Source organism: Blastococcus sp. TF02-8 (genome assembly GCF_003319175.1).
Lineage (GTDB): Bacteria > Actinomycetota > Actinomycetes > Mycobacteriales > Geodermatophilaceae > Blastococcus.
Genome location: NZ_QOHK01000001.1, coordinates 251,333 through 271,914 on the forward strand (window position 1 = coordinate 251,333; position 20,582 = coordinate 271,914).

Here is a 20,582-nt window from a genome sequence, read left to right on the forward strand (position 1 = left end):
AACGAGCACGTCAGCAGGACCCGTCGTGGTCGCGTGACCTCTGGGCGGCCCGGAGGCCCTGAACAGAGTGGTCCCCGCCCAAGTCCCCCTCACGTGCGGAGCCGGCTCGTGATACTCCGCGTGATACTGCCGCCGACGCATTCGGGGGTATCTGGGTGTGATTCGAGGCCCGTCGGCGTCTCTGACGGATTGCGAAGACGCAGCTCAAGGCGCCTCAGAGCATCCAGAAACCTAGCCACGGACAGGAGTTCAAGTCCCCCCTCGGACACCAGTCACTGGCTCAGGTCAGGCACGAACGTGCAGGGCGCCCACATCGTGGGCGCCCTTTCGACGTTGATGAGCCAGTCCCCGGTCTCCCGCGCCTTCCACGTGGTGAGGCACGGGTCCCGCGAAGCCCCAGCCACCGTCGTCGAACGCGGCTTCCGCCGGGTCGGCGGGTACCCGGGCCGGGCGGGGCAGGTCGCCGGTACGCGGGTCGGGGCCGGCGTCCCCTCGTCGCGGGCAGACCCCGTCGGCGTCACATCCGCCGTCCGGGCGCCGTCGTATGCGCGGAAGCGTCCACCACGATCGAGGAGCCGAACATGCCGTTCGCACCCGCCGCCGTCCTGGTCCTTGCCGCGCTGACCTACGCCTACGCCGCCTACGTCGACTTCGCCCGTCCGCAGTGGATCCTCGACAACCTGCGGATCTACGGGGTGCCGCTGTCCTGGCTGCCGCTGCTCGGAGCGGCGAAGGGCGCCGGAGCGGTCGGCCTGCTCGCGGGCCTCGTCGTGCCGGCGCTCGGCGCGGCTGCCGGCATCGGGCTGGTCCTCTACTTCATCGGCGCGATCAGCACCGTGGCCCGCTCCCGGGCCTACTCCCACCTGCCCTTCCCGATGATCTTCATGCTGCCCGCGGCGGGGTCCCTCGCGGTGCTTGCCGCAACCTGATCCTGGCGCGGTCGTTCCGCCACGGGCGACCTGCCACGACCGTGGCCACGGCAGGCGGGTTCCGGCTCGGATGGGCCTGACGGACGCAGAACGGAGGCTCCGCGGTGGATGACCGCGGGGCCGTTCGCTCGTCCAGGAGTCGATGTCGCGCTCCCGTCGTCCCGCCGCCCCTGCCGCCTCCCCCTCGAGGGCCGACCCGGTCGAAGCACGTCGACGTCCGCTGTGCAGACTGCGGTGACGACCGTCACCGCACGGGCCAGCTGAGAGGGAGACCGGATGCAGACCGCCGAGCCACCGGAGCTGTTCGACCTGCGCATGAGCGAGGGAGCCCGGCCCCTCTACGACCGCGTCGTCCGGTTCCTCGAGGACGTGGTGGCGCCGATGCAGGAGGAGTTCTTCCGGCTCGGCGAGGGCCGGGCCGACCGCTGGTCGTACGCGCCGGGTCAGCTGGAGGCGCTCGAGGGAGCCAAGACGACGGCCAAGGAGGCCGGCCTCTGGAACTTCTTCCTCCCCAACTCCGAGGTCGGCGGCCTGACCAACCTCGACTACGCCTACATCGCCGTCGAGCTCGGCAAGTACCCGCTCGGCTCCGAGTCGCTCAACTGCTCCGCCCCCGACACCGGGAACATGGAGGTGCTGGAGCGGGTCGGGACCCCCGAGCAGAAGGCGCAGTGGCTCGAGCCGCTCCTCAACGGCGAGATCCGCTCCGCCTACGCGATGACCGAGCCCGACGTCGGCAGCTCCGATGCCAAGAACATCCGGCTCCGGGCGGTGCGCGAGGGAGACGAGTACGTCCTCAACGGCGAGAAGTACTACATCTCGGGCGCCGGCGACCCGCGCTGCAAGATCATGATCGTCATGTGCCAGACGAACCCTGAGGCACCGGCGCACGCCCAGCAGTCGCAGATCCTCGTGCCGATGGACACCCCCGGCGTCGACGTGCTCGGCCCGATGCACGTGTTCGGCCGCGACGACGCCCCCCACGGTCACATGCACATCCGGTTCACCGACGTGCGGGTGCCCGCCGCCAACATGCTCCTCGGCGAGGGCCGTGGCTTCGAGATCAGCCAGGTGCGTCTGGGGCCCGGACGCATCCACCACTGCATGCGCGCCATCGGCCAGGGCGAGAAGGCGCTCGAGCTCATGATCCGCCGCGGCAAGTTCCGCGAGGCGTTCGGCAAGCCGATCCTGAACCTCGGCAAGAACATGGAGACGGTGTCACGGGCGCGCATCGAGCTCGACGCCTGCCGGCTCATGGTGCTCAAGGCCGCCAAGGCGATGGACGTGCTCGGCAACTCCCAGGCCCGGGTCTACGTCTCGGCGGTGAAGGCGATGGTGCCGGAGAAGGTCTGCCAGATCATCGACCAGGCCATCCAGATCCACGGCGCCACCGGGGTCTCGCAGTGGACCCCGCTGGCCGACATGTACACCGCCCAGCGCACCCTCCGCCTGGCCGACGGCCCCGACGAGGTGCACCACTTCGTCGTCGCCCGCCACGAGGCCGGTCGCTACGACGAGCCGGCCCCCGGTCGCTCCGAGGCCCGCGGCGAAGGAGTCTTCGCCGGCCCCTGAGCCACGGGGTCCGAGCGGATCACCCCGAGCACACCCGGAAGGGCCCGGTCACGGCAGTGACCGGGCCCTTCCGTGGCTGTGGAGCGCCGTGCGGTGCGCGCCGGTCTGCTGGGGACCGCCGGCGCGTTCGATCCCGCTCCGGAGCCCCCGGTCCACGGGGCCGCCGGTGAGCGTTGCCGGCGACCGCGGGAGACACTCATCGGGGACGGTCGGGCGTCCCGCGACCACGGAACGGCGAACCGCGCGCGACCTGTCTCCGCGGCTCCGGCGCACGGGGGCGCGCGAGGGAAGCGGGGCGCATGGACGTGCAGCAGCAGAACAGCGACACGATCGCGGCCGCACCGCATGGTCTCTCCCAGCGGGAGGCGGACGCGCGACGCCGGGCCGGTGAGGGGAACACCGCGCACAGCCGATCCGCACGCAGTTACACGCAGATCCTGCGCACCAACGTCTTCTCCTCCTTCAACCTCATCCTCTTCAGCATCGGTGTCGCGCTGCTCGCGCTGGGGCGGGTCAACGACGCGGTCGTCAGCGTGGGCCTGGGCCTGGTCAACGCGGCGATCAGCGCGGTTCAGGAGATCCGCGCCAAGCGCAAGCTCGACCGGCTCCAGCTCCTGGGTCGGAGCACCGTGACCGTCGTCCGCGACGGACGAGACGTCGAGGTGCCTCCGGAGGAGGTCGTGCGCGGCGACGTGCTGCACCTGCGCCCCGGGCACCAGGTCGTCGTCGACGGTCCGGTGCTCGACGGCGGCCGCATCGAGGCCGACGAGTCGCTGCTCACCGGCGAGTCCGACGCCCAGGTCAAGAGACCGGGGGACGACCTGCTGTCGGGCAGTTTCTGCGTCGGCGGCGAGGGGCGTCAGCTGGCCCGTGACGTGGGCGCGGACAGCTACGCCAGCCGGCTGACCGCCGACGCCCGCCGGGTGTCGACCGACACCACGCCGCTGCAGCGCCGCATCGCCTTCGTCGTCCGCCTCGTCATCTGCCTGGTCGTGCTGATGAGCGGCGCCATCCTGGCCCAGGCGGCGCTCGAGGGCCTCACGCTGGTCCGGGTCGTGCAGACCACCGCGGTGCTCTCCGGGCTGGTGCCCTACGGCCTGTTCTTCCTCATCGCCGTCGCCTACACCGTGGGCGCGGCGAAGAGCGGCGGTCGCGGCGCCCTGGTGCAGCAGGTGAACGCGGTGGAGTCGATGAGCAACGTCGACGTCGTCTGCACCGACAAGACCGGCACGCTCACCACCGGCCGGCTGAGCCTGGCCGAGGTGGTGCCGCTCGGAGGGCAGGCGGCCGCCGACGTCGAGCGGCTGGTCGGCTCGATGGCACGCAGCAGCACCGCGGCGAACCTCACCACCAGCGCGCTGGCCGCCGCGCTGCCCGGGGACCCCTTTCCCGTGCGCGAGGAGATCCCGTTCTCCTCGTCGCTCCGGTGGAGCGCCCTGCGCACCGACGACGGCGTCTATGTCCTCGGCGCCCCCGACGCCCTCGCTCCGCACCTGTCCGGAGCACCGCTCGACGGCCCCGTGGGCGAGCGGACGGAACGGGGGTTGCGGGTGCTGGTCGTCGCCCGCGCGGCCGACGAGCCAGCCCTGCTGCGCGAGAGCGGCCGCCCGCGGTTGCCTGCCCTCGAGCCGCTGGCCGTGGTAGCCCTGGCCGACGAGCTGAGGCCGCAGGTGCGCGACACCATCGGCCGCTTCCTCGCGGACGGCGTCACCGTGAAGGTGGTGTCCGGCGACGACCCGCGGACCGTGGCCGCACTGGCCCGGCAAGCGGGGCTGGACACCACGGACCCCATCCCCGGCACCGCCCTCGACGCGCTGTCCGACGCCGAGCTGGACGCGGTGGTCGCGCGCAGCACAGTGTTCGGCCGCATCGCACCGGAGCAGAAGGAACGCCTCGTCGGCTCCCTGCGGCGGCAGGGCCGCTACGTCGCCATGCTCGGCGACGGCGTCAACGACGCCCGCGCGCTCAAGGCCGCGCAGGTCGGCGTCGCCATGCGCAGCGGCGCGCCGTCACCCGCGACGTCGCCGACATCGTGCTCACCGAGGACTCGCTGGCCGCTCTCGTGCCCGCACGCCAGGAAGGCCGCCGGATCATCAGCGGCATCGCGACCTCCATGCAGGTCTTCCTCGCCCGGGTGGCCACTCAGGGGCTGGTCATCCTCGCCGTCACCATGCTCGGCCTGGGGTTTCCGTACTCGCCCGCCCAAGTGGGACTGACCCTGCTGACGGTCGGCGTACCCACCCTGTCCCTGACCATGTGGGCCCGCCCGGAACCGCCCGATCCGCACCTGCTCGCGAACCTCGGGCGGTTCGTCGTCCCCGCCGCGCTCGTCACGGCAGCTGCCGGCGTCGCGGTGTACGCCTACCACTACACGACCCTGCTCGCCGGCCCGCCCGGCGGTGAGGTCCCGGCCGACTTCGTGGCCCGTTTCGAGGACTGGACCGGTCTGTCGGCCGACGATGCCGGCTTCTCCGAGGCGGTCGCGACCATCGGCGCGCAGACGGCCTTGTCGACCTTCGTCTCCTACGCCGCCTTCCTCCTCATCCTCTTCCTCAAGCCACCGTCCCGGCTCTTCGCCTCCTGGACCCGGCCGGACGGCGACCGGCGACCAGCCCTGCTGGTCGCCGTGCTCGTCGCGATCTTCACCGCAGGGCTGCTCATGCCCTGGTTCACGAGCTACTTCGGACTCACCGAAGCCGCGCAACCGGTGTTCACGACGGTGCTCCCCGCGCTCGTCGTGTGGTTCCTCGTGCTGACCACCGCTTATCGGTTCCGTCTGCTCGACCGCGCCCTCGGCCTCACCGAACTCGCCGGACCTGCTACCACGGGCCGGTGATCCACCGCTGATCGAGCTGGAGCCCCCGACCGCCCACGGGCGCGCCTCCCCACCGGCGTCCCCAGGACGACGGATGGCGCTGCGTCGGGGCCGGACTACCCGCCGATGATCCCCTCCTCGGCCAGCCGGCCGAGCTCCTCGTCGGGCACGCCGAGTTCGGTCAGCACCGCGGTCGTGTGCTCCCCGACGGACGGCGCGGGGCCGCGCGGGCCGATGTCGGCGCCCTGCACCCGGAACGGGGCGCGCACGGTCCGGTAACGGCGCCCCGACGGCTCGTTGATCTCCGGGAAGAGCCCGTCCGCGGCGGCCTGCTCGTCGTCCGCGAACTCCGACACCGTGGACGCCGGGCCCCAGATGAAGCCGTGCTGGTCGAACAGCGCGCACCACTCCTTGAGCGGCCGGCTCGCGAACAGCTCGTCCAGGAGCCGGGTGAGCTCCGGCATGTTCGCCGAGCGTGCGGCCCGGTCGGCGAACCGCTCGTCCTCGACCCACTCCGGCCGGCCCACCGCGGTGCAGAACGCCGGCCACCAGTGCGGCTCCGGCATGAACAGCAGGATCCAGCGGGAGTCGGCGCAGCGGAACCCGCCGTGCAGGGCGTGCGGCCGGGCGATCCGGCCCTGCGGCGTCGGGGTCACCCCGTCGACCAGGGTGGCGGACAGGTCGCTCGACATCGTCCAGGCGGCCGCGCCGAGCAGGCTGACGTCGACCACCTGCCCCTCCCCCGTCGCCTCGACCAGCCGGAGCGCGGCGAGGATCGAGCCGAACAGCGCCAGCGCCGCGGTGTGGTCGCCCTGTGCCGGCCGGAGCCGTGGCGGGGCGGGATTGACCGGCTCGCTCATCGCGTCGAGGACCGCCCCGCGCCCGAAGAACGCGGTGAGGTCGTACCCGGGCCGTGCCACGTCCGGGCCGACGGTGCCGTAGCCGGTGAGCGTGGCGTGCACCAACCGCGGGTTGGCACCCAGCAGGGTGGCGGCATCCAGCCCGTACTTCGCCTGGCGCGCGGGCAGCAGGTTGCACAGGAAGACGTCGGCGCCGCCGGCCAGCCGGCGCACCAGGTCGGTGCCCTCGGGGCGGTTGAGCGCGACGGCGATGCTCCGCTTGCCCCGGTTGTCCATCGCGAAGGCCGCGTCGAGGGGCGCCTCGCCCTCGGGCACGGACGGCTGCCGCGTGGCCCCGCGCATCGCGTCACCGCGCAGCGGTTCCACCTTCACGACGTCGGCGCCCAGGTCGGCCATCAGCGCGGCAGCGCCCGGAGCGGCCATCCAGTTGGCCACCTCCACGACGCGGACGCCGTCCAGCGGTGCGACCACGGCCCGCTCCCCTCGTCAGTCCGCCAGGTAGTCGAAGACGCAGCTCGCCCGGCCGAGGGTGAGGTCGACCAGGATGTGGCTGGCCGACACGATCTCCCGGACGGGCAGGTCGGCCAGCGGCGCCAGCGCGTGCTCGAAGAGCTGGAGCCGGGCCGGGCCGGTCCAGGCGCCCTTGATCGTCATGTCGGTGATCTGGCTGCGGGCCAGCTCCAGCACACGGGGACGGCGGTCGTAGCCGGGCAGCATCTTGAGCCCGTAGGTGGGGCGCCCGATCTCCGCGCGCGCCTCCTCCTCCGACAGCGGCGCGTGCTTGTAGCCCATGGTCGCGGTGGCCACCCGCAGCGTGCCGTAGTCCAGGGTGCCGACGAGGGTGTCGGTGTCCACGTAGAGCCGGGGCGCCCCCATCTTCTTCGGGAAGGCGCTGATCTCCCGCCCGCTGGCGATGGAGGCGAGGCTGTCGACGTACATGGCGTGCAGGTAGTCGGCGGGCTCGCCGTCGTGCTCGACCTGCAGCACCTGTCCGGACTCGGTGAAGGAGCCCAGGCCGGTGACGTCGGGCATCCGCATCACCTCGAACCGCACCAGGGGGTCGGTCACCTGCAGCGGTTCCGGGACGACGCGCCGCATCGCCTCGACGTCGGTCCGGTAGAGGATGTTCAGGTACTCGCGGTCGGTGAACCGGAACCGCCCCGACGGGTAGGCAGGAGCGCCCAGCGGCGTCGTCGACTGGCGCCGGACCTCCTCGATGTTCACCGCGGCTCCTCCGCCCGGGCCGCGTCGCGCGCCTCGATCACGGCCAGCTGGGCACGGTCGCGGGCCTCGGTGAGCTGGTCGTACCCGCGGTCACCGAACCGGCTCTCGACCTGGCTGCTGATCAGCTCCACGGTCTCCTCGTCCAGCTCCGGCTGCTCGACCTTCTTCCACCGCCGGGCCATCCCCGGGCCCAGGTGCTCGAGGAAGTGCCGCATGCCGCCCGGTCCGCCGCCCAGGTGGAAGCTCTCGAACGGCCCGGCGGTCGCCCACCGGACGCCGATCGACCCGGTGACGATCTCGTCGAGCTCGGCGGCGCTCACCACGCCCTGGCTGACCAGCCACACGCACTCGCGGAAGAGCGTGGACTGCAGCCGGTTGGCGACGAACCCGTTCAGCTCCTTGTGCAGGACCACGGGCTTCTTGCCGACCGACCGGTAGAAGGCGACGGCGCGCTCGACCGTCTCCGGCGAGGTCCGCTCGCCGGGCACGACCTCCACCAGCGGCAGGACCTCCGGCGGGTTGAACGGGTGCCCGACGACCAGACGCTCCGGCGTCCGCATCTCCCGCGCCAGGTCGCTGGGCATCAGCGCCGACGTCGACGACGCGATCAGGGCCTGCTCGGGAGCCGCCGCCTCGATGCGGGCGAACAGCTCCTGCTTGAGCTGCAACCGCTCCAGGGCGTTCTCCTGTACGACGTCGACGTCGGCGACCGCGGTCTCGACGTCGTCGACCACCTCGATGGCCGCCAGCACGCGCTCGGCGTCGCCGGCGAGCTGCGGCTGGAGGGCGGCCAGGTGCCGCACCGCCCGCTCGACCTCCGGGCCGACGTCCGGGCGCGGGTCCTGCACCCGCACGGACATGCCGTGCGCCGCGAACAGCGCCGCCCAGGACAGGCCGATCGTGCCGGCGCCGATCACCGCGACGCTGCGCTCTTCTTCGCTCACCGCGCCCCCTCGGCGCTCGGATCCCGATCCGGATCCGACCACACCGCGCGCCGGCCGGCGACCCGAACCGGTGACCAGCGGTGTCAGGCCCCCGCGGTCAGGCCGTGCCGAAGCTCGTCCATCGCCTGCGCGAGCGTCACCCGCGGCGTCCAGCCCCACCCGCGGGCACGGTCACCGAGCAGCTGCCCGGTCCAGACCGGCTCGTCGGTCCACTCCGGCTCGATGCCGAACGCGCCGGTCACCGTGCCGACGTAGTCCCGCAGCGTCGCCGGCTCGCCCGCGACGAGAACCGGCGTGGTGCCCCCGGGGACAGGTCCGCTCTCCGGGTCGTCGGAGGTCGCGACAGCGCCGGTGGCGACGTCGGCGAGGAAGGCCGCCAGGTCCTCGACGTGCACCCAGGCGAAGGTCTGCGCCGGGTTGGACCTCCGGTCGCCGCCGCGGATGCTGCGCGGCCGCAGCGTGTTCCAGACCGACGTCTCCCCCGCGCCCAGGATCGCCGGCGGGCGGACCAGCACCCGGGTGAGCCCACCGACCTGCGCGAGCGCCACGTCCGCGGCGTTCTTCGTGTCGGGGTAGTCGCCGCTGCCGTCGGGGAGCAGCGCGCCGTCCTCGGCGATGTCGCCGACACCCGCCGACCGGTCGTAGACCCCGGCCGTGGACACGTGCACGAGGCGGGTGACGCCGGAGTCCCGGGCAGCGCGGGCGAAAGTCGCCGTGCCCTCGGCGCCCACGCGCTGCTGGACCTCCCTCGACGAGCCCATCGGATGGACCGTGGTGACGGCGGCGTCGGCGCCCTCGGTGACCTCCCGGGCGAACACCTCGTCGGCGAAGTCGCCCACGTGCTCGGTGACGCCCTCGAGCGCGGGCGCGCTCCCGCCGCGGCGGACGACGGCGCGCACGGTCGCCCCCCGTTCGGCCAGGGCCCGGCACACCGCAGCGCCCACCAGCCCGTTCGCACCGGTCACCACGACGACGGGAGAGATCTCGGCCATGCCGCCCACCCTGCCAGCGGCGGGCGGACCCCGCTCGCCTCGGCGCCGCGCCCCTCACCTGCTCCCGCGGCAGTCAGGCGTCCTCCTCGCGGACGAGCCGCAGGTCAGCTGCTGCCGCCGGCGGCAGCATCCGGGGACGGCCGCCGGTTCTGCGACAGCTTCCGCCAGGCCCAGCTCGACGGAACCCGACGGCCGGTCAGCACGTACTCCAGGGCACCGTGCACGACGAGGGTCGTCGAGAGCGCACGGCGGGTCGCCGCCCGGCCGGCGAACAGGATCTCGTCCCCTGGCCGGAGCGCGAAGTCCTCGTCCGGCGCCAGCGTCGCGATCCCCTGCCGCAGCACGACCAGCGCCACGGCGTGCAGTGCTTCGTCGCGGTCCTCGGGGCTGCGCAGCAGCGCGCCGAGCGTGGCCCCGCCCGACACCAGCCACGTACCCAGCGCCGGAGCCTCCCGTGCTGTCAGCCGCACCTTCCACAACGTCTGCAGCCGCGTGCCGCAGACCTCCGTGAGGCGGTGGACCATGCGCTCGGCCCACTCCTCCCCCAGCCCCGGCATCTCGCGCAGGAACCGCCACAGCAGCGGCGTCGACAGCTGCGCGTACACCTCGTGCGCGACCACCTCGGTCGGCACCAGCAGCGCGTCGATCTCCATGGCGGCGAACAGCGGCGCGTTGGCGGGCCGGTTCTGGCGGACGGCGACGAACACCGTCGGGTTGCTCCGGCGCGCGGCGGCGACCAGGGAGAGGTTGGTGGTGTCGTTGTCCGTGCCCGCCACCACTCCCACCGCGCGGTCGAGGTCGGCCTGCGCCAGCACCCAGGGGTCCGAGCCGTCACCGACCAGCACGTCGGCGCCGTCGGCGTCGGTGGGCCGCACCTCGACCACGGTCACCTCCAGGCCCTCGGCCCGCAGATCGGTGACCAGCTCCCGGCCCAGCCGCCCGTACCCGAAGACCACCCAGCGCCCCGTGGCCGGCGGCGCCCCCCGCTCGGGCAGCTCGGCTCCCGGACCGCTCTCCAGCCAGGTCTTCAACTGGTAGGCGGCCGGCGCGCGCAGCGCGAGGCGCAGGTGGTCGCCGAACCGGTCGAACGCGTTGACGGTGCTCGGGCTCCCGAAGGCCTGCATCCGCTCGGCGATGGTGCGGGAGGTGACCCGGGCGATGACCGGCAGCTCCGGCCGCAGCAGCGCCGCCGCCATCACGATCGTCAGGTTGGCCTCCTCGTCGTTCGTCAACGCGACGACCGCCTCGCAGCAGGGATGCCCCAACCCCGCGACCGCCAGGTGCCCGGCGTCGCGGGCGTCCGCGGCCAGACCCGGGACGTCGGAGACGTAGGAGCCCAGCTCCAGGCGGTCGATCCGCTCCTGGTCCAGGTCCAGCACGACGCAGCGCCGTCCCAGCCGGTCGAAGGACCTCCCGACCAGCTCGCCGGTGCGGCCGTGTCCGGCGATGAGCAGAAAGGGCTCCCGCAGCCGGGACACCTTCCTGCTGAAGTGCTGCAGCGCCAGCGCCGAGCGGAAGGAGCGGTCCTGGAGCAGCGCCAGCAGCGATCCGATCGCGTACGCCCAGCCGACCACGCTCAGGTAGATGGAGACCGTCACCCACATCCGCTGGCTGTACGTGAAGGGCACCGGGATCTCCCCGAAACCGATGGTCGTCGCGGTGTAGCTCATGACGTAGAAGGCGTCGAAGAAGCTCAACCGGAGGGGCCCGCCGTCGGCGTCCTGCCCGGGGATGAGGGTCAGCCCGAGCACGCCGACGGCGAAGATGGTGATGAGGACGATCAGCGGCGCCCTCATCCGACGCAGGATCAGGAAGATCGTGGCCGACGCCTGGGCGGCCGAGGCGCGAGCGACGCGGAAGGTCGCCCGGCGCACCCGCCGGTCGTCGTCGGGACGGCCGAGGAGCTGCTTCACGAGGTCCCGCACCGGATCGGCCCTCTCAGTCGCGGTGGAAGGAGACCGTCTCCACGACGAGCAGGACGACCGAGACGACGTTGGCGAGGAGGGCACCGCCGGACAGCGACACGACGCTCGCGGTCCACGACTCGTCCATCCCCGCCGAGGACACGTGGGTCGCGTAGCCGAACAGCAGCGTCGCCCCGATCAGCTGCAGGTCGGCCACCAGGCTCGTCGCGAGGTGCACCGCCCCGATCTGGGTGCGGTCGCCGAACTTCAGCACCGTCGCGACGAGGTTGACCACGACTGCCGCGAACAGCTCGTAGGGGTTGTGCAGGTCGGGGTCGGAGATGTCACCGATGAAGAACCCGAAGTTGAGGGTGGCGGCCAGGACGACGAAGAAGCCGAAGACCACCTTCTCCAGGTTCATGCTGCCCCACCCGGGGCCGGCGCCACCATCAGTGCGGCATGGTCAGGATCGGCTTCACGACGGCGCCGCTGTACGACGCCTCGACGGCGTCCGCGATGCGGTCCAGCGGGAAGTACTGCACCAACCGGTCGAACGGGAAGCGTCCCTGGGCGTGGAGGTCCATGAGGGCCGCGATCAGCTGCTGGCCCGAACCGCTGCCGCCGAGGGTTCCGCGGATCGTCTTGCCCCACAGCGTGGTCAGGTGATCGGCGGTGAACTCCGCCCCGGCGGGCGCCCCGCCGATGAGCAGCGCCGTCCCGAGCATCCCCACCGAGTCGATCGCCTGCCGGATGACCGCGAGATTGCCGGTGCAGTCCAGCGACGCGTCGGCCGGACCGCCGCAGATGTCCAGCACCGCCGCCACCGGATCGGTCTCGGTGGTGTCGACGACGTGCGTCGCGCCGAGCCCCTCGGCCAGCCGCAGCCGGCCGGCGTGCCGGTCGACGGCGATGATCGTCGTGGCCGCGGAGTTGCGGGCCGCCATGACCGCCGCCAGGCCGACGGTGCCCGCGCCGTAGACGACGATCGAACTGCCGGGTGCCGGCTTGAGCGTGTTGAACACGGCGCCGGCGCCGGTGGCCAGCCCGCAGGCCAGCGGGCCCATCAGCTCCACCGGCAGCCCGGCCGGCACGGGCACGAGCGAGGACGCCGTGGTCAGCGCGTGGGTGCCGAACGAGGACTGCCCGAAGAAGTGGCTGGCCAGCGGCGACCCGTCGGTGCCGTGAAGGGCCGAGGCGCCGTCGAGCCGGTGCCCTCCCCCGACCAGCTCACCCAGCCGGAGGCAGTAGCGGGGTTCCCCGGCCAGGCAGTTCCGGCAGGCACCGCACGACGGCCAGCCGAGGACGACGTCCTGCCCCTCGCGGACCCCCGTGACACCGTCGCCGACCGCGACCACGGTGCCCGCGCCCTCGTGACCGAGCACGCCGGGGAGCGGGAAGGGCAGGTCGCCGTCGCGGGCGATGCCGTCGGTGTGGCAGAACCCGGTCGCGGCCACCTTCACCAGCACGTCTCCGGGACCGGGCTCGTCGAGCTCGACCTCGCGCACGACGAAGGGACCGTGCAGCTCCTCGACGACGGCGGCGGTGATCCGCATGCCCGTCCCCCTCCGCTGGTGCGACCGACCGGCTCCGATCGCACACCCGCCGGCCGCGCGGCGCCACCGCAGCCGCCGATGGGTAGGTTCCGGTGCACCGCGCTCTCGGGCGGCCGACGGAGGGGACGCGATGTCAGCACAGCAGGACGTGCGGGGCGAGTTCGAGTTCGGCCTGTTCGACTGGGTGGACGCCGTTCCCGGGCTGTCCCCGGCCGAGGTGTACGACGCCCGGCTGCGCGTCCTCGCCGAGGCCGACCGGGGCGGGTTCACCACCTACCACCTGGCCGAGCACCACGGCACGCCGCTGGGACTCTCCCCGTCGCCGGCCGTCTTCCTCGCCGCGGCCGCGCGGGTGACCGAGCGCATCCGGCTGGCACCGACGACCTTCATCGTCCCGCTCTACGACCCGCTGCGGCTGGTGCAGGAGATCTGCATGCTCGACCAGCTCAGCCACGGGCGGCTGGACATCGGCGTCGGCAAGGGCTCCTCCCCCATCGAGGCGGCCATGTACGGCCTCGGCCCGGCCGATACCGCGGCGCGCTTCGAGTCGTCCTTCCCCGCGATCGTCGAGGCGCTGGAGACCGGCAGGTTCCGTCGTCCGGCGGACGGCGGAGGGACGGCGGAGGAGGTGCCGCTGCACGTTCCGGTGTACCAGCGCCCGCACCCGCCGCTGTGGTACCCGACGTCGAACGCCACCTCGATCCCGCGGCTGGGCGACGAGGGCTACAACGTGCTCTTCGGCTTCGGCTTCGCCTCTCCCCCGCTGGAGGCCGTGCGCGAGCAGAGCCGGATCTTCTTCGAGCACTTCCACCGCTCCGCCGCCGCGGGCGGCGTGCGCTACAGCCTCCCGGGCACCCCGCCGCGGTTCGGCATGCTGCGCCACGTCCTGGTCGCGGAGACCGACGAGGAGGCGGTGGCGCTGGCCCGCCCCGCGTTCGGGGCGCACTACGAGAGCTTCACCCACCTGTGGCGGGCGCACGGCAGCGACCGCTTCACCGGGCCCGCCGACTTCGACGCCCTGGTCGCGGGGCACAAGCTGTTCGTCGGGTCGCCGGAGACGGTCGCGGCGCAGGTGGCCCGGGCGCGGGAGGTCGGCGAGATCAACTACTTCGCCGGCGCCTTCGCCTGGGGCTCGCTGGACGTGGAGACGGTGCTTCGTTCGGTGCGGCTCTTCCGCGACCAGGTCGTGCCCTCGGTCCGGTCCGCGGTGGCGCGCTGATGGGCACGACGGTGCACCGCGACCTCGTCTACGCGAGCGTCGACGGCACCGACCTGCAGCTGGACCTGTACGTGCCCGACGTCCGGCCGGCGCCGCTGGTGGTCTGGCTGCACGGCGGCGGCTGGCTGCGCGGTTCGCGCGGCGTGGGCGCGGAGCAGCGACTCGCGCCGCTGGCCGACCACGGCGTGGCCGTCGCCGCCGTCCGGTACCGGCTGAGCGGGGAGGCCACGTTCCCGGCCCCGCTGGACGATGCGCGGGCGGCCGTGCGCTGGCTGCGGGCGCACGCCGCCGAGCACGGGCTCGACGGCACCCGCATCGGGGTGTGGGGAGCGTCCGCGGGCGGCCACCTCGCGTCGTTGCTGGGTCTCACCGACGACGGCGCCGACGCCGAGCGCGGCGACGCCTCGGTGCAGGCCGTCGTCGCCTGGTTCCCGCCCACCGATCTCCTCCGGCGGGACTCCGACCTCCCCGAGGGTCCGCCGCCGCCCTTCCTCACCGGGCCAATGCCGGAGCCCTCGTTCGAGGCGCGGCTGCTGGGCGTCGACGACGTGCGGGACGACCGCCCGGCGGCGCTCGCCGCCAGCCCGGTGGCGCAGGTGCACCCCGACGCCCCGCCGTTCCTCCTCGTGCACGGCGACCGCGACGGGCTGATCCCCTCCGAGCACAGCCGTGACCTCTACCGCGCCCTGCGGGCCGAGGGCGTGGACGCGACCCTGTGGCTGCTGCACGGCGCCAACCACGAGGACCCGGCGTTCGACTCCCCGGCCTCGCTGGCCGCGGTCGCCGCGTTCCTGCGTCACCACCTGCTCCCCTCGGGCGGCTCCGCCGGCTGAGAAGTGCCCGCGACGGCCGGCGCGATAGGTCAGAACGGCGGAGGATCGACAGCTCCGACGTGCGCCTGGTCCGCCGACGCCGGGTCCGGCGCGCGTGGTCGGAGACCGGGTGGCCGGGTGGTGCGGGTGACGCCGGACGGGCTGGTCACGTGCAGCGTTCCGTCGTCGTCCATGCGGAAGACCCAGCCGGGGGCGAAGGTCTTGAGCCGGTGGTGGGAGCGGCACAGGCAGCAGAGGTTCGAGCAGGTCGTCGTGCCGCCCCGGGCGTGCGGGACGACGTGGTCGTGGTCGGCCCAGCCCGCACGCTGGCCGCAGTTGGGCATGCGGCAGCGCCGGTCGCGCGTGTCGACGAAGCGGTGCTGCGCGGTCGTGGGTGTGTAGGCGTCGGTGTCCGGCGGTGGACCGCTCACCGGGCACTCGCACCCAGCGCCTGCCTCCCCCGCGTCCGGGTGGTCGGGGCAGCCACGCGCCGCCAGCCGGGCGAGCTCGGCCGCGGTGAGGCCGGCGAGCAGGCGGCCGCGCTCGTCGGTGAGGGCGAAGGTGAGGGTTCCGCCGTCGGGAGCGGTCAGGGCCAGCGCTCCCACCCGGCGCAGCAGGTCGCGCAGTTGCGCCGCGGTGATCACCGAACCGTTCACCTCCCCGGGGCGCCCGGAGGAGCCCTCCAGGGTCTCGAGCGTGGCGGTGACGGCGAGCTGCACGCCGACCCCGGGCAGACCCGAGTCGGCCGGCCGGCGGATCAGCAGGGAGTGGATGGACGACCGGATCTCGCCGATGGGCCGCTCGTCCCCGTCGGCCTTGGCCATGCGGGCCAGCTGGTCGATCATCGCGTAGCAGGCCGCCGCCTCGTCCGCCGGCAGATCGGTGGTGAGGGCGGCCATCCCGTCGCCCGTCTCGTAGGTGCGCACGTCGGCGGCCTTCTTCGCCTCCCGGTGGCGCCGCTCGACGGCGGCGGCATCCAGCTCGGCCAGGAGGGCGAGCGCCCGGGTGCGGAGCGCGGCCGGCGCGGTCGTCGATGCCTCGTCGAGCAGTGCGGCCTCGACGGCCCGGGCGAGGTCGGGGTCGGCGTGCTGGAGGGAGTCGGCCAGGACGCCGGCACGCCGCTCGTCGAGGCGCCCGGAGCGGAGCGCCGCGAACGTGGCCGGCAGGTTCTCCCGCCAGGTGAAGGCCCGGCGGGCACGGAAGGCGGCCGTGCCCCGGCCGAGGTTGATCGCGTGCGCCAGCTCGTCGGGGAAGAACTCGCTGACCCCGGCGAACTCCGGCTCCGTCCGCCGCCACGTCCGCCGGGCTCCGGGCGTTCCCGGTCGAGGATCGTCGGCGTCGGGACACAGCTCGGCCAGCCGCAGGATCAGCTCCGCCTCGCGCGCGGCCTCGCGCGCGCGGTTGCGCTGGATCCTGGCCAGTTCGGCGGCGACCTCGCCAGCGCCGAGCCGGGATGCCGGCGCGAGGCTGCCCCGCTCGGGTGCAGCAGCCAGCAGATCGCGCAACGACTCCTCGAGGAGTGACGTGCCGCCCGCCGGGTCCATGGGGCGAACATACGTTCGACCTCCGACAGTTCCGGGAGGGCGGCCGACGGGTCAGCTCGCCGCAGCCGGCTCCGCCGGGTGCGACTCCGCCGACCGGCGGGAGATCCGCCGGTCGACGACCACGTCGACGATCGCCAGCACCAGCGCGGCGACGACGAAGGCGGTCGCGACCAGCAGGCCGTGCGTGAACGCGTCGGCGAAGTCGCCGCGAGTGGCGGCGACCCGTGCGAAGAAGACCGACCCGACCGCCGCGATGCCCACGGCGGCCCCGATCCGCTGACCCACCTGCAGCAGCCCGCCCGCGGTCCCGGCCCGCTCCACCGGCACCTCCGACAGCGTCACCGCCTGGTTGGGCGAGATCACCAGCCCTCCGCCGAGGCCGCTGACCAGCAGCGGCGCCAGCGTGGCCCACCCGGTGCCGTCGGTCGGCGCGAGGTGCACGGCGAGCAGCGCGCCGAGGAAGCCGACGACGGTCAGCGCCAGCCCCACGGCGATCAGCAGCCGGCCGAAGCGGTGCACGACCCGCCCGCCCACGGCGGCCGCGACGGCGGATCCGACGGCGAACGGCGTGATGGCCAGCCCGGCCTCCAGCGCGGTGTAGCCGAGCCCCGTCTGCAGGTAGAGCGTGAAGACGAAGAACAGCGGCGTGAAGCCGGCGAAGAAGAGCGTGATCATCCCGGCACCGAAGGACCAGGAACGCAGGCGGAACAGCACCAGGTCCACCAGCGGCTCGCGGCCCTGCCGGGTGTACCGCCGCTCCCAGAGCACGAAGGCCCCGAGGAGCAGCAGGGCCGCGGGGATCAGCAGCCACTTCGCGCTGCCCTGCCACTGCCGCTCCTGCACCAGGGGCAGCAGCAGGACGACGATCCCCGAGCCCAGCAGTCCGACGCCGACCGGGTCGTAGTCGTGCCGGGTGCGCTGCCGCTCGTCCGGTGGGGGCAGCAGCTTCCAGGCCAGCGGGATCGCGGCGAGCCCGATGGGGAGGTTGATGAAGAACACCCAGCGCCAGCCGGCGTCGGCGCCGAACGCGGCGATCAGGGTGCCGCCCAGCAGCGGGCCCACGGCGGTGGAGACGCCGATGACGGTGCCGAAGAGGCCGAACGCCGTGCCGCGCTCGCGCCCCCGGAACAGCTGCTGGATGAGGGCGCTGATCTGGGGCGTGAGCAGACCGCCCGCCAGGCCCTGCACGAGGCGGGCGATGACCAGGAACAGGCTGGTGGGCGCGAGTCCGCAGGCCAGCGAGGCCAGGCTGAACAGCGCCAGGGCGACGCAGAACATGGTCCGGCGTCCGCGCACGTCGCCGACCCGACCGGCCGGGACCAGCAGCAGGCCGAAGGTCAGCGCGTAGCCGGAGACGACCCACTGCAGCTCGCTCTCCGAGGCCTGCAGCCCGTCGCGGATCGAGGGCAGCGCCACGTTCACGATCGAGACGTCGAGCAGCACCATGAAGCCGCCCACGAGGCACACCGCCAGCGCCTTCCACCGCCGCGGGTCCGGCTCCTCCCCCGACCCCGGCCGCACGGCCTCCTGCTGCGTTCCCGACACCGCGCACCCCTCCCGCTGACAGACGGGGTCGCACGTACCCGCCGTTGCCGGGTGCAACCGGTCGTGCGCGACCCGACCGGACGCACCCGATCCGGCGTCAGCCGGGCAGGCGGCGTCAGCCGGGAAGGCGGGTCAGCCGGGAAGGCGGGTCAGCCGGGAAGGCGGGTCAGCCGGGAAGGCGGGTCAGCCGGGAAGGCGGGTCAGCCGACGCGCGCCAGGGCGTCCAGCACCGAGGACCACGCGCCGCTCGCCGGGTCGATCACCGCGAAGTGCCCGCCGTCGACCCGGACGAGCCCGGCCGCCGGGTGCGCCCGCACGTAGGACTCCGCCACCTCGATCGGGACGATCTCGTCCGCCGTCCCGTGCACGATCCGCACGGCCCCCCGAGGGGTCGGCAGCCGCACCGGGTCCAGGTCGGGGCGCTCCGCGGCGGCCCCGCCGAGGAAGGCGGCGACCGCGCCACCGCCCAGCCCGAGCGCCTCGGCCAGCCCCAGGTCGGCGACCGGCGCCAGTGCCACGACGCCCGCCGCGGCGGACGCGGGCTCCAGCACCGCCGCGGCCAGCAGGGCCAGGTGGCCGCCGGCGGAGTGCCCGGCCAGCACGATCCGCCGTCCGGAGAACTCCGGCACGCCTCCGACCGCGCGGATCGCGGTCAGGACGTCGTCCACCATCAGGTCGGGGCTGCCGGGCACCCGCCGGTACTCCGGCGCCGCCGAGGGCCATCCGGCCGCGGCGAGCGCTCCGGTGGTCGCCCGCAGGTGCAGCCGGTCGAACTGCGGCCGCCAGAACCCGCCGTGCAGCAGGACGACGACCGGTCGCTCGGGCGGCGATCCCTCCGCGAACCGGACGTCGGCCACCTGGTCGGGATCGCTCCCGTAGGAGAGGACGACGTCGGGCGGCGACGCCTCGCGGTCCAGCACGGAACGGTCCTCGGTCACTCGGTCACCCTCCGTCGATCCACCACGTGTTCGGCGCCAGTAGTACCCGCCCGACCCGGCAGCGCTAGCGTCCAGCCCCGTGACCGAGGACCCCCGGCTCCCCCGTGAGCTGCTCGAGCGCGCCGCCGAGCTCGATGCGCGTGACCCGCTGGCCGGCTTCCGCGAGGAGTTCGTGCTGCCCGAGGGCGTGCTGGCCTACCTCGACGGCAACTCCCTGGGCCGCCCGCTCGCCGTCACCGCCGGACGGCTGGCCCGTTTCGTCGAGGAGGAGTGGGGCGAGCGGCTGATCCGCGCGTGGGACGAGCGGTGGCTGGAGCGCCCCACCGTCGTCGGCGACCTGATCGGCCGCACCGTGCTCGGGGCCGCAGCCGGCCAGACCGTCGTCGGTGACTCGACGACGGTGCTCCTCTACAAGCTGCTGCGCGCGGCGGTGGACGCCCGTCCCGACCGGACCGAGATCGTCGCGGACACCGAGAACTTCCCGACCGACCGCTTCGTCGTCACCCAGGTGGCCGCCGAGACCGGCCGCACCGTCCGGTGGATCGCACCGGATCCGGCGGCCGGAGTGTCGCTCACCGAGGTGGAGGGAGTGGTGGGCGAGCGGACGGCGGTGGTCCTCCTGAGCCACGTCGCCTACAAGTCGGCCTACCTCGCCGACCTGCCCGGCATCACCGCCGCCGCCCACCGGGCCGGCGCACTCGTGCTGTGGGACCTCTGCCACTCCGCCGGCGTCGTCGACGTGCGGCTGGACGAGGCCGACGTCGACCTCGCGGTGGGCTGCAGCTACAAGTTCCTGAACGGCGGTCCGGGCGCGCCCGCGTTCGGCTACGTGGCCGCGCGGCTCCAGGACGAGCTGGTGCAGCCCATCCCGGGGTGGATGGGGCACGCCGAACCGTTCGCGATGGGCCCGGACTACGCACCGGCGAGCGGCATCCGGCGCTTCCTCAGCGGCACCCCGCCGATCCTGTCGATGATCCCGGTCGAGGACATGCTGACCCTGGTCGCCCGCGCCGGCATGCCTGCTGTCCGGGAGAAGTCCGTGCTCCTGACCGGGTACGTCCTGGAGGTCGCCGACGCGGTGCTCGCCCCGCTCGGCGTGACCGTCGCCTCCCCCCGCGATCCCGCCTCCCGGGCGGGGCACGTCCTCCTGGAGCACGACGCGATGGAGGCGGTCGTCGCCGAGCTCTGGCGCCGCGGGGTCATCCCCGACTTCCGCCGCCCCCGCGGCCTGCGGATCGGGCTGTCCCCGCTGAGCACGAGCTTCGCGGAGCTGGCGACGGCGCTGGCGCACGTCGATCAGCTCATCCGTTCGCGGGGCGCCTGACCTGCTCGGCGAGGGCGGCCAGCCGCCGGCCCATCTGCTCGTGCACGGCCTGGATCGCCTGCAGCGGGCGGATCATCACCCGGAACTCGACGATCCGGCCCGCGGCGTCGCACCGGACGATGTCGACGCCGTTGACGTACTTCCCGTCCACGCTGGTCCCGAACTCGAGCACCGCGGTGTCGCCGGCGAGGAGCTCCTTCGTGTAGCGGAAGGTCCCGCCCGCGGCGTCCCCGGACAGGCTGACGGCGGCCGCCTCCAGGTACGCGGTCGTGATCTCCTTGCCGCGCTGCGGGGTGAAGACCACCGGTGAGTAGAAGACGACGTCGTCGGCGAGCAGCTCGCCGAGACCCCCGGGGAGCTCCCCCGTCATGTACCGGTGCCAGCGCGCGACGACGTCCTCGATCACG

At 73.7% G+C, this 20,582-nt stretch carries 18 protein-coding genes; 7 read left to right on the forward strand and 11 right to left on the reverse strand.

The annotated features are described in order from the left end of the window. Window positions 1-581 precede the first annotated feature (581 nt). From DQ237_RS01230 to DQ237_RS20030, 4 genes are all read left to right on the forward strand, one after another. The gene (locus DQ237_RS01230; protein WP_113796299.1) at window positions 582-929 is read left to right on the forward strand and encodes a DoxX family protein; all 348 of its coding nucleotides are present in this window, start codon (window positions 582-584) and stop codon (window positions 927-929) included. Window positions 930-1,205: 276 nt separating this feature from the next. Beyond that, complete coding sequence (locus DQ237_RS01235; protein ID WP_113796301.1) at window positions 1,206-2,501, forward strand: acyl-CoA dehydrogenase family protein; 1,296 nt, start codon at window positions 1,206-1,208, stop codon at window positions 2,499-2,501. Between the two features lie 299 nt (window positions 2,502-2,800). Continuing rightward, on the forward strand, window positions 2,801-4,717 hold the full coding sequence (locus DQ237_RS01240; protein WP_240619310.1) for an HAD-IC family P-type ATPase: 1,917 nt from the start codon (window positions 2,801-2,803) through the stop codon (window positions 4,715-4,717). Continuing rightward, complete coding sequence (locus DQ237_RS20030) at window positions 4,615-5,337, forward strand: hypothetical protein (protein WP_240619311.1); 723 nt, start codon at window positions 4,615-4,617, stop codon at window positions 5,335-5,337. The genes DQ237_RS01240 and DQ237_RS20030 overlap by 103 nt, the downstream gene beginning before the upstream one ends. A 95-nt stretch (window positions 5,338-5,432) precedes the next feature. On the opposite strand, the gene DQ237_RS01245 is transcribed toward DQ237_RS20030, so the two are convergent. From DQ237_RS01245 to DQ237_RS01275, 7 genes are all read right to left on the reverse strand, one after another. Continuing rightward, window positions 5,433-6,647 carry a CaiB/BaiF CoA-transferase family protein gene (locus DQ237_RS01245; protein WP_113796303.1) on the reverse strand — a complete coding sequence of 405 codons (1,215 nt, stop codon included), beginning with the start codon at window positions 6,645-6,647 and terminating at the stop codon, window positions 5,433-5,435. A gap of 15 nt (window positions 6,648-6,662) precedes the next feature. Then, window positions 6,663-7,400 (reverse strand): acetoacetate decarboxylase, encoded by a 738-nt coding sequence (locus DQ237_RS01250; protein ID WP_113796305.1) that lies wholly within the window; start codon window positions 7,398-7,400, stop codon window positions 6,663-6,665. Further along, window positions 7,397-8,344, reverse strand: coding sequence for a 3-hydroxyacyl-CoA dehydrogenase NAD-binding domain-containing protein (locus DQ237_RS01255; RefSeq protein WP_113796308.1), 948 nt, complete (start codon window positions 8,342-8,344; stop codon window positions 7,397-7,399). The genes DQ237_RS01250 and DQ237_RS01255 overlap by 4 nt, the downstream gene beginning before the upstream one ends. Before the next feature lie 83 nt (window positions 8,345-8,427). Beyond that, window positions 8,428-9,336, reverse strand: a complete 909-nt coding sequence (locus DQ237_RS01260; protein ID WP_113797364.1) for an NAD(P)-dependent oxidoreductase — start codon at window positions 9,334-9,336, stop codon at window positions 8,428-8,430. Between the two features lie 104 nt (window positions 9,337-9,440). Continuing rightward, complete coding sequence (locus tag DQ237_RS01265) at window positions 9,441-11,249, reverse strand: NAD-binding protein (protein ID WP_240619312.1); 1,809 nt, start codon at window positions 11,247-11,249, stop codon at window positions 9,441-9,443. A gap of 25 nt (window positions 11,250-11,274) precedes the next feature. After that, window positions 11,275-11,661, reverse strand: a complete 387-nt coding sequence (locus tag DQ237_RS01270; protein ID WP_113796310.1) for a DUF6394 family protein — start codon at window positions 11,659-11,661, stop codon at window positions 11,275-11,277. 28 nt (window positions 11,662-11,689) lie between these two features. Beyond that, entirely contained in the window at window positions 11,690-12,793 is a 1,104-nt protein-coding gene (locus tag DQ237_RS01275; RefSeq protein ID WP_113796312.1) for an NAD(P)-dependent alcohol dehydrogenase, read from the reverse strand. A 130-nt stretch (window positions 12,794-12,923) separates the two neighbouring features. On the opposite strand from DQ237_RS01275, the gene DQ237_RS01280 reads away from it, so the two are divergent. Then, complete coding sequence (locus DQ237_RS01280; RefSeq protein WP_166509444.1) at window positions 12,924-14,012, forward strand: LLM class flavin-dependent oxidoreductase; 1,089 nt, start codon at window positions 12,924-12,926, stop codon at window positions 14,010-14,012. After that, window positions 14,012-14,845: an alpha/beta hydrolase gene (locus DQ237_RS01285; protein WP_113796316.1), complete on the forward strand. Its 834-nt coding sequence runs from the start codon at window positions 14,012-14,014 to the stop codon at window positions 14,843-14,845. The genes DQ237_RS01280 and DQ237_RS01285 overlap by 1 nt, the downstream gene beginning before the upstream one ends. Before the next feature lie 29 nt (window positions 14,846-14,874). On the opposite strand, the gene DQ237_RS01290 is transcribed toward DQ237_RS01285, so the two are convergent. The 3 genes from DQ237_RS01290 to DQ237_RS01300 form a co-directional block, all read right to left on the reverse strand. After that, window positions 14,875-16,368 (reverse strand): HNH endonuclease signature motif containing protein, encoded by a 1,494-nt coding sequence (locus tag DQ237_RS01290; RefSeq protein ID WP_113796318.1) that lies wholly within the window; start codon window positions 16,366-16,368, stop codon window positions 14,875-14,877. 51 nt (window positions 16,369-16,419) lie between these two features. Next, window positions 16,420-17,913 carry an MFS transporter gene (locus tag DQ237_RS01295; RefSeq protein ID WP_240619313.1) on the reverse strand — a complete coding sequence of 498 codons (1,494 nt, stop codon included), beginning with the start codon at window positions 17,911-17,913 and terminating at the stop codon, window positions 16,420-16,422. A gap of 200 nt (window positions 17,914-18,113) precedes the next feature. Then, window positions 18,114-18,851: an alpha/beta fold hydrolase gene (locus DQ237_RS01300; protein ID WP_113796320.1), complete on the reverse strand. Its 738-nt coding sequence runs from the start codon at window positions 18,849-18,851 to the stop codon at window positions 18,114-18,116. Window positions 18,852-18,930: 79 nt separating this feature from the next. Between DQ237_RS01300 and DQ237_RS20485 the strand changes: the two genes are divergently transcribed. Next, window positions 18,931-20,175: a kynureninase gene (locus tag DQ237_RS20485; protein ID WP_113796322.1), complete on the forward strand. Its 1,245-nt coding sequence runs from the start codon at window positions 18,931-18,933 to the stop codon at window positions 20,173-20,175. On the opposite strand, the gene DQ237_RS01310 is transcribed toward DQ237_RS20485, so the two are convergent. After that, a complete protein-coding gene (locus DQ237_RS01310; protein WP_113796324.1) occupies window positions 20,153-20,581 on the reverse strand; it encodes a nuclear transport factor 2 family protein in 429 nt (142 codons plus the stop codon). The genes DQ237_RS20485 and DQ237_RS01310 overlap by 23 nt on opposite strands. Window position 20,582 lies beyond the last annotated feature (1 nt).

Bases quoted from the DNA above. Each gene is read 5' to 3' on its own strand.
- DQ237_RS01230 (WP_113796299.1), top strand. From the start codon at position 582: ATGCCGTTCGCACCCGCCGCCGTCCTGGTCCTTGCCGCGCTGACCTAC.
- DQ237_RS01235 (WP_113796301.1), top strand. From the start codon at position 1,206: ATGCAGACCGCCGAGCCACCGGAGCTGTTCGACCTGCGCATGAGCGAG.
- DQ237_RS01240 (WP_240619310.1), top strand. From the start codon at position 2,801: ATGGACGTGCAGCAGCAGAACAGCGACACGATCGCGGCCGCACCGCAT.
- DQ237_RS20030 (WP_240619311.1), top strand. From the start codon at position 4,615: ATGCAGGTCTTCCTCGCCCGGGTGGCCACTCAGGGGCTGGTCATCCTC.
- DQ237_RS01260 (WP_113797364.1), bottom strand. From the start codon at position 9,336: ATGGCCGAGATCTCTCCCGTCGTCGTGGTGACCGGTGCGAACGGGCTG.
- DQ237_RS01270 (WP_113796310.1), bottom strand. From the start codon at position 11,661: ATGAACCTGGAGAAGGTGGTCTTCGGCTTCTTCGTCGTCCTGGCCGCC.
- DQ237_RS01275 (WP_113796312.1), bottom strand. From the start codon at position 12,793: ATGCGGATCACCGCCGCCGTCGTCGAGGAGCTGCACGGTCCCTTCGTC.
- DQ237_RS01280 (WP_166509444.1), top strand. From the start codon at position 12,924: ATGTCAGCACAGCAGGACGTGCGGGGCGAGTTCGAGTTCGGCCTGTTC.
- DQ237_RS01285 (WP_113796316.1), top strand. From the start codon at position 14,012: ATGGGCACGACGGTGCACCGCGACCTCGTCTACGCGAGCGTCGACGGC.
- DQ237_RS01290 (WP_113796318.1), bottom strand. From the start codon at position 16,368: ATGGACCCGGCGGGCGGCACGTCACTCCTCGAGGAGTCGTTGCGCGAT.